Genomic DNA, 11,903 nt, shown 5'->3' on the forward strand with positions numbered 1-11,903 from the left:
GCCGCGTCGCTCACCGGCGGTCGGGGGGTGAGACCGCCCGCAGCGCCATCGTGGTGGCCGGGTCGTCGTGCGCCGCCCCGTCGGCCGCGCCCGTACGCGCGCCACCGCCCGCGCCCCGGCCGCCCGCGCCCCGGCCGTCGGCTTCCGGGCCGGCCGCGTCCCGGTCCGGGCGGTCACCGGCCGCGCCGCGCGACGGCCCGCGGGCCCCCTTGCCCCGCCGGGTGCCGCCGCTCTGCTGGCCGCGGTGCATGACGGTGCCGAGAACCGTGCCGCCCGCGCCGGTGATGAGGTCGCGCAGCCGGGCCAGCTGCGAGCGGTGCACGCCCCGCGGGTCGCACACCACCAGCACGCCGTCGACCCGGTCCACCAGGGCGAGCGCGTCGGCGTACGCGAAGACCGGCGGCGTCAGCACGATCACGGTCACCCCCGGGTCGTCGGCCTCCTCCACCAGCCGCGACATCTCCGGCGACGTCAGCGCCCGCGCCACGTTGCGCACCCGCGCCCCGGGCACCAGCTCGAAGCTGCCGGACTCCCCGGCGTCCACGGTCAGGCGCCGCCCGCCGGGCCAGGCGTCCGTCTCGCCGTCCTGCGTCCACGCCGGGCGGCTCACCTCCCGGGCCCGCAGCTGGTTCTCCAGCGACGGCCGGCGCAGCTCGGCCTCGACGATCAGCACGCGCTTGCCGGTCTCGGCGAACGACGCGGCCAGGTTGACGGCCACCGCCGCCGCCGTGCGGCTGGAACCGCGCGGCGCGGCCACCAGCAGCCGCCGCCGGTCGGCGAACCGCTGGTCGTAGGCGAGCCGGTAGGCGATGGACCGGTACTCCTCGGCGAGCGGCGACTCCTCGCGGTCCTCCGTCAGCAGCGGGTCGGTGTCGCGGGTGCGGGGCAGCGAGCCGAGCACCGGGGCGCGCAGCGCCCGCGCCACGTCGCCCTCCGAACGGGCCGCCGGGTCGAACACCAGCCGCACCCAGGCGATGAGCAGGCCGAGCGCGATGCCCACGGCGCCGCCGAGCCCGAGGGACAGCGCCCACCCGGGGCCGTCGGACGAGGTGGGCGGCGTCGCCGTCCTGATCACCTTGCCGGGCGTCACGTCGAGCGCCTTCAGCTTGCTGATGCGGTTGCTGAGCTCGGTGATGCGGTTGAGGAGGTTCGCCTTGACGGTGTAGTCCGCCTCGGCGTCCGACTCCGCACGCCCCTCCAACTGCTCCGCGAGCTCGTCGTGCTGCTTGGCCACCGGGTCGAGCTGCGCCTGCAACCCCTTGATCATGGTGTCGCGGGTCTGCTCGGTCTGCTCCCGCCGGTCGGCGAGGTACGCCGCGACGAGCGCGTTGGCGCGGCGCGCCGACTCGGCCGGGTCGTCGTCGGTGTAGGAGAAGCGCAGCACCTGCGACTTGGGCGGGTTGGTCACCTGCAGGCCCGAGACGAACCCGGCCGGGTCGCCCTCGTAGCCCAGCTCGTCGGCGGCCCGCCCGGCGGTGCGCCGGCTCGTGGCCGCCTGCCGCTCGGTGTTCATGTCGAGGGTCTTCTCGACGGCGATCGTCGGGTTGAACGGGTCCTCCGTGGGCACCCGCAGCACCACGTCGCTCGTCGCCACGTACGTGTCCGAGGTGCTGTACCCGAGCCAGGCACCGCCGAGCAGCCCCAGGAGCACCCCGCCGGCCATCAGCCGCGGGTAGCGCAGGAGCTGGCGGAACTGGTCGCGCAGCAGGTCCGGTTCGTCGTCCGCCGGCCCCGTGCCCGCGGCCGCGGGGCCGCCGTGGGGGTGTGTCACCTGCCCGCTCCTTCCGCCGCCGCGCCCGTCGCCGCCAGCGCCTCGTCGAGCAGCGCGTCGTACCGCGCCAGCCCCGCCGCCCGGCCCAGGTGGGCCGCCACGTGCCGCGGTCCGGCCGCGCCCCGCTCCGCCGCCGCCACCGGGTCGGCGGCCAGCTCCCGTACGGCGGCCAGCAGGGCCGCCGGGTCCTCGGGCGGCACCAGGACGCCCGCCCCGGAGCGCCGCACCTCCTCGGCGGTGCCGCCGCCGTCGGCGACCGAGGCGATCACCGGCCGGCCGGTGGCGAAGTACGAGGTCAGCTTGGACGGCACGCTCATGTCGAGCACCGAGGCCCGCTGCGTCACGGCCAGCACGTCCGCGGCGGCCAGCACCTCGGGGAAGTCGGCGTCGTCGACGGCGGGCAGGAACCGCAGGTTGGGCACGCCCTCGGCGAGCCGCTCCAGCGAAGCGCGCTGGTTGCCGTCGCCCATCAGCACCACGCGCACCGAGGGGTCGAGGCGGGCCGTGGCGACGAGCACCTCCAGGCCCTGCTTGAGGCCCATGTTGCCGGAGTGCAGGACGACGGTCTCGGCCGGACCCCAGCCGAGCCGCCGGCGGGTCTCCTCGCGCGGTCGTGTGGGGGCCGCCACGTGCGACCAGTTCGGGACGGCGCGCACGCGCTCCGCCGGCACCCCCAGCGCGGTGACCCGCGCCGTGAACGTCTCGTGGATGACGCCGACGAGCGTGGCCCGGCGCAGCACGTACGCCTCGACGCGCGCCGCGGCCGCCGCCGCCCGGTCTCCCCCCTCGATGCCGCTCTGCGCGGCCGCCGCCCCCATCAGGTCCTGCACGACGGGTATGTACGGCACCCGCCAGCGGGCCGCGAGCCGGGCACCCACGACGCCGCCCGCGAGGCTGGGCAGTTGGGCGACGACCGCGTCGGGTCGCGGCATCCGGGGCGGCGCGGCGAGCTGGTGGGCGAGCAGCGACGCCTCGAACAGCGCCCGCCGCGCGGCCGTCTGACGGGCCGGCACGGTGTGCCGGCGGCGGTGCACGGTCACGCCCGCCCGCCGCTCGGTGCGCCGCCACGCCCCCCGGTAGGCCGGGTCGACCGACCAGGACGGGTAGTGCGGCATGCCGGCCAGGACGTGCGTCTCGTGGCCCCGGGCCGCCCAGTGCTCGGCTATCTGCGTCGCGTAGGGGCCTATGCCGGTGTGCTCCGGCGCGTAGTTGGTGGACACCAGCAGCAGACGCCGACGTCGCCGGCCGGTGTCGTCCTGGTCGCTCTGGTCCGCGTCCCGCATCCGGATGGCCCCCTCGTGACGAACGATCGCTCGTGCACCCTAATCGTTCACCTGTCCTGCGCGAAGTGTGCACGGTACTGTCAGCCCGGACGCACGGGGGCGGACCGTTCCAGAGGGGGGCAAGCACGTCATGTCGGAGCGCAGACCGTATCGGGTGGGGTACGCGCCGGGGGCCTACGACCTGTTCCACATAGGCCACTTGAACGTCCTCCGCCACGCCAGGCAGCAGTGCGACTACCTGGTGGCGGGAGTGGTGTCGGACGAGATGGCGGAGCGGGCCAAGGGCCACCGGCCGGTCATCCCGCTCATCGAGCGGCTGGAGATCGTCCGCAACATCAAGTACGTCGACGCGGCGTTCGTCGAGACGGTGCCGGACAAGCTGGAGACCTGGGAGCAGGTCCGGTTCGACGTCCTGTTCAAAGGCGACGACTGGCGCGGCACCGCCCGCGGCGACCGTCTGGAACGGGACTTCGCCACCGTCGGCGTCGACGTCGTGTACTTCCCGTACACCGTCCACACCTCCAGCACCCAACTGCGCCGGGCGCTGGACGCGCTGACGCGGCAGGGGCCGCCGCAGTCCCAGGCGGCGGCCGAGGTCGTCAGCGTGCCGGAGACGGCCGCGGGCCCGGGGCGGGCGGCGCGGCCGGCGGCGCGGCCGGGCGGTTGAGCTCGCGGAACCACTTCGCGAGGAAGAGCGGCAGGTAGAGCACGGCGGCGGCGCCGAGCAGCCCGTACCCCCACAGGAACAGCGGGCCGCCGCCCAGCAGCAGGAACACCAGGCAGAAGACCCCGTGGTCGACCGGGAGGAGCGCCACCGCCCGCAGGGTGGACGGCGCCGGCGCCGGGCCGCCCGGGGCCGGCGCCCGCCGCTTGAGCTGCTCGGTGAGGAGTCCGCCGAAGAACGTCACGGTCGACGCGCTGAGGAAGACGAGCGGCACCAGCAGCAGGACGTCCGCGCCCGTGCCGAAGTGGCCGGGGTGGCGGTGGAAGGCGACGAGGACCGCCGTGTGCAGCACGGTCGTCTTCGCGCAGTCCACGACGTGGTCGAGCCACTCGCCCGCCGGGCTGCCGCCACCGCGCAGCCGCGCCAGCTGGCCGTCGGCGGAGTCGAAGGCGAAGCCCACGGCGAGCGCCAGCCACACCAGCGCGCCCGTCCACCACGTGGGCGGGGCCACCGCCACGGTGGCGATCCCGGCGAAGCTGAACACCGCGCTGACCAGCGTGACCTGATTGGGCGTGAGCCCGGCGAGGTACGAGCCGGCCGCGAGGAACCGGCCCGCGGGCCGGTTGACGAAGCGGGAGTACAGGGACACCCCCTTCGCGGTCTTCTGCGCGCCGCCGAGCCGCCCCAGCGCCTCGCCCCACGACATCCGCGCCGCCATCGCGGCCGCGCTACCGCCCGTCCCCGTCACCATCCCGCCCCCTGTGCCGCTCTCGCCCGCCGAAGCGTTCATGATGACAGCCCCGCCCGGCGCGCGGCGGCGGGTCCGGAGCGCGGGGCGCGAGGGCGGTGGGGAAGGGCCGGGGCGCGACGCGGGGGCCGGCCGGGGCGTGGGGCGCGGGGGTGCGCGGTCCGGGCCCGGGGCCGGGCGGTCGGGTCAGCCCGCGGACGCCGGGGAGCGCCGGGCCGACGCCGGCACGGGGGCGTCCTCCCGCAGGGCCCGCCACACCTCGTCCGCCTGCGGCTGCGCCGGGACCACGCGGTTGGGGTCGGTCCGGTCGTAGGCGACGGGCAGCATCACCGTGTCCATGGACGCCGGGTCGATGCCGCGCATGCTCCGCCCGAACTCGACGAGCGCGGGGAGCGAGGCCAGCTCGGAGTCGGTCGTCAGCGAACCGGTCAGCGACCGGGCGATCCGGAACGACGTGGCCGGGCTGCCGAGCAGGTCCTGCCGCTGCACCTCGCGCAGCAGGGAGGTGAGGAACTGCTGCTGGAGTCCTATGCGGCCCAGGTCGCTGCCGTCGCGGTAGCCGTGGCGGGTGCGGACGAACTTCAGCGACTCGGTGCCGTCCAGCCGGTGCGTGCCCGGCTCCAGGGCGAAGCCGCCCTTGGTGTCGCGGATCGGTTCGCGGACCTCCACGGTCACCCCGCCCAGCTCGTCGACGAGCTCCTTGAAGCCCGCGAAGTCGATCTCCATGAGGTGGTCGATGCGGACGCCCGACATCTTCTCGACGGTCTTCACCACGCAGGCGGGGCCGCCCGTCGTGTACACGGAGTTGAACATGACCCGGGACGCCGGCCCGCTCTCGCCGCCACCCGGGCGGGTGCAGGCAGGGCGGTCCACCAGGGTGTCGCGGGGGATGCTCACCGCGACCGCGTCCGTGCGGTCCGCCGACACGTGCACCACCAGCGCCGTGTCGGAGCGGGCGCCGCCCACGTCGCCGCCGTCGAGCGCGGCGTTGTCACCGGCCCGCGAGTCCGAGCCGAGCACCAGCAGGTTCGTCGCGCCGAGCGCGCCGGGCGCCTTCCGCGGCCGGTCGTCGCCCAGGGCGCGGCCGATGTCGACGCCCGTGAGGGCGCCGTCGAGGCTCGTGTACGCCCACCAGCCGGCCGCGGCCGCGCCGAGCAGGACGACCGCGCACCCCGCGCCCGCGACGCGCCACGCGCGCCGGCGCCGGCCGGGCCGCCCGGCCCGCCGCTCCGGCGCCGCCGGACCGGTGTCCGTCGTGGGGCGGGAGCCCTCCGCCGGGCCGGAGCCCCCGTCGATCGTCCCGTTGCTGTCCGGTGCGGTGTCCGGCATCGCTGGCCCCCCTGGTGCTGTGCTGACGCGCCGGCCCGCCCTCGCGTACGGCCCCCCCGGGCCGACCGGTCGGTGAACTATAAACGTCCCCCCGCGGCACGGGGAGGGCCGTGCGCGGGGGCGCATGCGGAAGGGGCGCCGCACCGGACCGGTGCGGCGCCCCTCGTGGTCGCGAGGACCGGGTGGCGGTCGCCCCCTAGTGCACGCCGCCCATCAGCGGCTGGACCCGCTTGCGGTACATGAAGATCGCGAAGCCGCCGGCCATCGCGATGGCGCCCTGGCTGGCGAACCACCACTCGGTGTCGGTCGGCGCGCCCACCAGCTGGAGGAGCGAGATGACGGACGAGCCGGCGGTCACGGCGAGGAACCAGACGCCCATCATCTGCGACGCGTACTTGGCCGGGGCCAGCTTCGTCGTCAGGGACAGGCCGACGGGGGAGAGGGTCAGCTCGCCGATGGTCTGGATGAGGTAGACCGAGCACAGCCACAGCGGGGTGACCTTGACGCCGCCCGCGGAAGCGGTCTGCGCCAGCATCATCACGAAGAAGGAGCCACCGATCATGAGCAGACCGGTCGCGAACTTGCTGAGCGTGCTCGGCTCCTTGCCGCGGCGCGAGAGCGCCACCCACAGCCAGGCGAAGACCGGCGCGAGCGCCATCACGTACAGCGGGTTCAGCGACTGGAACCAGCTCGACGGGAAGTCGAAGCCGAACAGCGAGCCCTCGGTGTTGTCCTTGGCGAACAGCGTCAGCGTCGAACCGGTCTGGTCGTAGATCGCCCAGAACGCGGCGGCGGCCACGAAGAACCAGACGTACGCCGACATCCGGGTGCGCTCGACCGGCTCCAGGTCGCTGTCACGCCGCACCCGCACCAGGTAGTACGTCGGCAGGGCGAGGCCCAGGATCGTCAGCGGCCACAGCACCCAGTCGATCGTGAACGAGCCGCTCAGGCCGACGAGCCCGTACGCGACGGCGGCGACGGCCAGCCAGATCACGGCCCGCTTGATGATGCCCGCGCGCTCGGTCTCCGACAGCGGGGCCGGCACCTGGTTCGACTCCGGCGCGAGGTTGCGGAAGCCGAGGAAGTAGAAGGCGAGGCCGACGGCCATGCCCACGCCGGCCAGGGCGAAGCCGTAGTGCCAGTCGACCTTCTGGCCGACCCAGCCGATGGTCAGCGGGGCGGCGAAGGCACCGACGTTGATGCCCATGTAGAAGATCGTGAAGCCACCGTCGCGGCGCGGGTCGTTCTTGTCCCGGTAGAGGTGGCCGACCATCGTGGAAATGTTGGCCTTGAGCAGTCCGGAACCGGCGGCGATGAACGCCAGGCCGATGAAGAACGACACCGTCGTGGGCAGGGCCAGCAGGAAGTGGCCGACCATGATGATCGTGCCGGACACCGCGACCGTCTTGCGGGCGCCCCAGACGCGGTCACCGAACCAGCCGCCCGGCAGGGCGAGCAGGTACACCATCGCGTTGTAGACGGAGTAGATCGCGATGGCGGTCGCGTCCTCGAACCCGAGACCGCCTTCGGCCACCTCGGCCGACAGGTACAGCACGAGCAGGGCGCGCATGCCGTAGTAGCTGTACCGCTCCCACATCTCGGTCATGAAGAGGTTGGCCAAGCCGCGGGGGTGGCCGAGGAAGGTCTTCTCGGTGACGGGGCTGCTCGCCGAGTCCTTCGTCAGGCTGGACGCCATGGTCGATCCTTGTTCGTTCGGGACGCTCGTCGCTTCGTGGGCGACCGGCGCCCGCTCCGGGACGGCCGGCACCGGCACGGTCGCAGCCGTGCCGGGATCCACACCCCGTCGCGTGGTCACGCGGCGGAGCCCGGCCGACAGGTCATTCCTACGCCGAGCAGAAAAGAGACCTTTGGGGCGTCAACGAGTGATGCCGCCAAAGGTCCCCGATTGCCTACTACAAGCGTCTCGCCACCATACGCCACGACACTGCGGCATATGGAAGGACTTGAGACATGGATCACAGGCGGCGAAGGAACCGCGCACCCAGTTTCGAAGGTCATTGCCAGGATGCCATCGATGACATCCTGGTACGGACGATCTTGACGTGATCTCTCCACGACCCGCACGCCACGCGGACTACCATCACTCCATGACGCGTGTACTGCTCGCCGAGGACGACGCATCGATCTCGGAGCCGCTGGCCCGCGCGCTGCGGCGCGAGGGGTACGACGTCGAGGTGCGCGAGGACGGACCCAGCGCGCTCGACACCGGACTGAAGGGCGCCGTCGACCTCGTCGTGCTCGACCTGGGCCTGCCCGGCATGGACGGGCTGGAGGTCGCCCGCCGGCTCCGCTCCGAGGGGCACACCGTGCCGATCCTCGTCCTGACGGCCCGCGCCGACGAGGTCGACACGGTCGTCGGCCTCGACGCCGGCGCCGACGACTACGTCACCAAGCCGTTCCGCCTCGCCGAGCTGCTCGCCCGCGTCCGCGCCCTGCTGCGGCGCGGCGCCGCCGAGCCCGCGCCGCAGCCGCCGTCCACGCACGGCGTGCGCATCGACGTCGAGTCGCACCGCGCCTGGATGGGCGACGAGGAGCTCCAGCTCACCGCCAAGGAGTTCGACCTGCTGCGCGTCCTGGTCCGGGACGCCGGCCGGGTCGTCACCCGCGACCAGCTGATGCGCGAGGTCTGGGACACCACCTGGTGGTCGTCCACGAAGACCCTCGACATGCACATCTCGTGGCTGCGCAAGAAGCTCGGTGACGACGCGGCGAACCCCCGGTACATCGCGACCGTCCGCGGCGTCGGCTTCCGCTTCGAGAAGAGCTGAGGCGGACCCCCCGTGCGCCGCCGCCTGATCAGCTCCACGCTCGCCGTGGTCCTGGTCGTCATCTCCGTCTTCGGGGTCTCCCTCGTCATCGTCGAGACCCGCACCATCACCAGCAGCGCCCAGGAGAGCGTCGAGCTGGAGGCGATGCGGCTCGCCGGGATCGTCGACGGCCGCCTCGTCGGCGGCGAGCCCGTCGACCCCGACATCCTCTCCGACCACGGCGGCGCCGACCGGTACGCCCGCATCGAGATCCCCGGCCGCCCGCCCGTCGAGGTCGGCACCCGGCCCGAGGGCGGCGTCATCCGCGGCACCGCGGTGGGGGAGCGCGGCGAACGGGTCGTCGTGGAGGAGTCCCGCTCGTCCGTGACCCGCGAGGTCGGCCGTACGCTCCTGATCATCGGCGCGGTCGCGCTGCTCGCGGTCGTCGCCGCCGTCCTGCTCGCGGTACGGCAGGCCAACCGGCTGGCGTCGCCCCTCACCGACCTCGCCGAGACCGCCGAGCGGCTCGGCTCGGGAGACCCCCGGCCACGGCACCGGCGGTACGGGGTGCCCGAGCTGGACCGGGTCGCCGACGTCCTCGACGCCTCAGCCGAGCGCATCGCCCGGATGCTCACCGCCGAGCGCAGGCTCGCCGCCGACGCCTCCCACCAGCTGCGCACCCCGCTGACCGCGCTGTCGATGCGGCTGGAGGAGATCTCCGACACCGACGACCTGGAGACGGTCCGCGAGGAGGCGACGATCGCCCTCGCCCAGGTGGAGCGGCTCACCGACGTCGTCCAGCGCCTCCTCACCAACGCGCGCGACCCGCGCACGGGCTCCGCGGTCGGCTTCGACCTCGACGAGGTGGTCAAGCAGCAGATCGAGGAGTGGCGGCCCGCCTACCGCAGCGCCGGCCGGGCGATCGTCCGCTCCGGCCGCACCGGCATGCGCGCCGTCGGCACCCCCGGCGCCGTCGCCCAGGTCCTGGCCGCGCTGATCGAGAACTCGCTCATGCACGGCGGCGGCACGGTCGCCCTGCGCACCCGCGTCACCGGCAACCAGGCCGTCGTCGAGGTCACCGACGAGGGCCCCGGGGTCCCCGCCGACCTCGGTGCGCGGATCTTCGAGCGGACCATCAGCGGCCGCAACTCCACCGGCATCGGCCTGGCCGTCGCCCGCGACCTGGCCGAGGCGGACGGCGGGCGGCTGGAGCTCGTACAGCTCAAGCCCGCCGTGTTCGCCCTGTTCCTGAGCCGCGAGTCGCCGCGCCGCGACGACGAGAGCCCGCAGCGCCCGATCCGTTAGGGGCGACCGTCGGGGGGCGCCCCACCGGTCGTCCGGGTCGCGGCGCCCCGGTCGGGGGACGCGCGGGATCACCGTCCCGGTCGGGGGGCTCGCGGGGCCACCGCCCCGGTCAGGGGACGCGCGGGCCCACCGGGGCCGGGGACTCCTCGGGCCGCCGCTGCTCCAGGATCGCCGGGCCCGCCGTGGCGGCCCCGGCCTCCCCGTCCTCCGCCCCGGCCGTGCCCCCGGCGCCCGGGATCGTCCGGAACACCCACGTGCGGTACGACCAGAACCGGAAGAGCGTCCCGATGCCGATCCCGAGGAACTTGAAGAAGTTGTTCTGCAGCGGACTGTCCCAGCCGAAACCGTAGGTCGCGGCGTAGAGGATTCCGTTCTCGATCACCATTCCGGCGGCGCTGAACGCGAAGAACAACGACGCCTCACGCGTGCGCCGCGTCTTGTCCCGGTCCCGATAGGTGAAGTGGCGGAAACCGACGTAGTTGCACGCGATGGCGATCACCGTGGCCAGCAGGCTGGCCCGGACGACGGGCAGGTCGGTGGTCTGGCGCAGCACGTTGAAGGCGGCCATGTTCACCAGCAGCCCGATACCGCCGACGAGACCGAATTTCGCTATCTCACGGACGAGCTGTTCCAGCCGCACCCGCAGGGCGCTCTGTTCACTCATAATGATCTTTCAATCCCGTCCGCCGGTCGCATGCGTCAACCCGGTCATGCTAACCATCACCCACCCGGCGACGCGCGGACGCCGGATGCCGCGCCGCCGCCCGTGCCGCCCACCGCGCCGCACGCCCTGCTGCCGCCCGTGCCGCCCCCGCCGCCCGCCGTGCTGCCCGCCGTGCCGGGTCCGCGTGGCCGGCGGATACCCTAGGAGGGTGACGTTCCCGGTAGTCGGCATGGTCGGCGGCGGTCAGCTCGCCCGTATGACCCACGAGGCGGGCATCCCCCTCGGCATCAGATTCAGGCTTCTCAGTGACACCCCCCAGGACTCAGCGGCGCAGGTCGTGAGCGACGTCGTCATCGGCGACTACCGCGACCTCGACACGCTGCGCGCCTTCGCGCGCGGGTGCGACGTGATCACCTTCGACCACGAGCACGTACCCACCGAGCACCTCAGGGCCCTGGAGGCGGACGGCATCCCCGTCCGTCCGGGGCCCGACGCTTTGGTGCACGCCCAGGACAAGGGCGTGATGCGCGCGAAGCTCGACGCGATCGGCGCGCCCTGCCCGCGCCACCGCATCGTCGCGGACCCGGCCGACGCCGCGGCGTTCGCGGCGGAGGGCGACGGCTTCCCGATCATCCTCAAGACGGTGCGCGGCGGGTACGACGGCAAGGGCGTGTGGTTCGTCCGCTCGGAGGACGAGGCGCGCGACCCCTTCCTCGCCGGCGTGCCGGTCCTCGCCGAGGAGAAGGTCGACTTCGTCCGCGAGCTCGCGGCGAACGTCGTCCGTTCCCCGCACGGCCAGGCCGTGGCGTACCCCGTCGTGGAGTCCCGGCAGGTCGACGGCGTGTGCGACACGGTGATCGCGCCCGCCCCGGAGCTGTCGGCCGAGCTGGCCGGCCAGGCCCAGGAGCTGGCGCTGCGCATCGCGCGGGAGCTGGACGTCGTCGGCCACCTCGCCGTCGAGCTGTTCGAGACCCGCGACGGCCGCATCCTGGTCAACGAGCTCGCCATGCGCCCGCACAACTCCGGCCACTGGACCCAGGACGGCGCGGTCACGTCCCAGTTCGCCAACCACCTGCGGGCCGTCCTCGACCTGCCCCTCGGCGACCCGCGCCCCCGCGCGCGGTGGACGGTCATGGCGAACGTCCTCGGCGGCGACTACCCGGACATGTACCAGGCGTACCTGCACTGCATGGCCAGGGACCCGCAGCTGAAGATCCACATGTACGGCAAGGACGTGAAGCCCGGCCGCAAGGTCGGCCACGTCAACACCTACGGCGACGACCTGGACGACGTGCTGGAGCGCGCCGCCCACGCCGCCGGATACCTGCGAGGGACGATCGTTGAGTAACGCACCCGGGCCGCTGGTGGGCA

The 11,903-nt window shown here is 73.9% G+C and carries 10 protein-coding genes; 4 read left to right on the top strand and 6 right to left on the bottom strand.

Annotated features, from left to right (window positions below; translation table 11 throughout):
• Positions 1-10 precede the first annotated feature (10 nt).
• A complete protein-coding gene (locus tag ACF053_RS29020; protein ID WP_391956715.1) occupies positions 11-1,771 on the bottom strand; it encodes a lipopolysaccharide biosynthesis protein in 1,761 nt (586 codons plus the stop codon).
• The gene (locus ACF053_RS29025; RefSeq protein WP_391956716.1) at positions 1,768-3,054 is read right to left on the bottom strand and encodes a glycosyltransferase; all 1,287 of its coding nucleotides are present in this window, start codon (positions 3,052-3,054) and stop codon (positions 1,768-1,770) included. Before ACF053_RS29025 ends, ACF053_RS29020 begins: the two co-directional genes overlap by 4 nt.
• A gap of 130 nt (positions 3,055-3,184) precedes the next feature.
• Here ACF053_RS29025 and ACF053_RS29030 point away from each other — a divergent pair, with 130 nt between their 5' ends.
• On the top strand, positions 3,185-3,721 hold the full coding sequence (locus tag ACF053_RS29030) for an adenylyltransferase/cytidyltransferase family protein (protein WP_391956717.1): 537 nt from the start codon (positions 3,185-3,187) through the stop codon (positions 3,719-3,721).
• Here ACF053_RS29030 and ACF053_RS29035 read toward each other — a convergent pair.
• The 3 genes from ACF053_RS29035 to ACF053_RS29045 all read right to left on the bottom strand — a co-directional run bounded on the left by ACF053_RS29035 (position 3,654) and on the right by ACF053_RS29045 (position 7,491).
• Complete coding sequence (locus tag ACF053_RS29035; protein WP_391956761.1) at positions 3,654-4,424, bottom strand: CDP-alcohol phosphatidyltransferase family protein; 771 nt, start codon at positions 4,422-4,424, stop codon at positions 3,654-3,656. The genes ACF053_RS29030 and ACF053_RS29035 overlap by 68 nt on opposite strands.
• 228 nt (positions 4,425-4,652) lie before the next feature.
• Positions 4,653-5,795, bottom strand: a complete 1,143-nt coding sequence (locus ACF053_RS29040) for an LCP family protein (RefSeq protein WP_391956718.1) — start codon at positions 5,793-5,795, stop codon at positions 4,653-4,655.
• Positions 5,796-5,991: 196 nt separating this feature from the next.
• The gene (locus ACF053_RS29045; protein WP_391956719.1) at positions 5,992-7,491 is read right to left on the bottom strand and encodes a peptide MFS transporter; all 1,500 of its coding nucleotides are present in this window, start codon (positions 7,489-7,491) and stop codon (positions 5,992-5,994) included.
• 412 nt (positions 7,492-7,903) lie between these two features.
• Here ACF053_RS29045 and ACF053_RS29050 point away from each other — a divergent pair, with 412 nt between their 5' ends.
• Positions 7,904-8,584 carry a response regulator transcription factor gene (locus ACF053_RS29050; RefSeq protein WP_391956720.1) on the top strand — a complete coding sequence of 227 codons (681 nt, stop codon included), beginning with the start codon at positions 7,904-7,906 and terminating at the stop codon, positions 8,582-8,584.
• A gap of 12 nt (positions 8,585-8,596) precedes the next feature.
• Positions 8,597-9,868, top strand: a complete 1,272-nt coding sequence (locus ACF053_RS29055) for an ATP-binding protein (protein WP_391956721.1) — start codon at positions 8,597-8,599, stop codon at positions 9,866-9,868.
• Positions 9,869-9,977: 109 nt separating this feature from the next.
• Here the strand turns inward: ACF053_RS29055 and ACF053_RS29060 are convergent, their stop codons facing one another.
• Positions 9,978-10,532 carry a GtrA family protein gene (locus ACF053_RS29060; protein WP_391956722.1) on the bottom strand — a complete coding sequence of 185 codons (555 nt, stop codon included), beginning with the start codon at positions 10,530-10,532 and terminating at the stop codon, positions 9,978-9,980.
• A 208-nt stretch (positions 10,533-10,740) separates the two neighbouring features.
• On the opposite strand from ACF053_RS29060, the gene ACF053_RS29065 reads away from it, so the two are divergent.
• Complete coding sequence (locus ACF053_RS29065; RefSeq protein ID WP_391956723.1) at positions 10,741-11,880, top strand: 5-(carboxyamino)imidazole ribonucleotide synthase; 1,140 nt, start codon at positions 10,741-10,743, stop codon at positions 11,878-11,880.
• Positions 11,881-11,903: the final 23 nt, after the last annotated feature.

It is taken from the genome of Streptomyces kanasensis (assembly GCF_043077165.1).
Lineage (GTDB): Bacteria > Actinomycetota > Actinomycetes > Streptomycetales > Streptomycetaceae > Streptomyces > Streptomyces changanensis.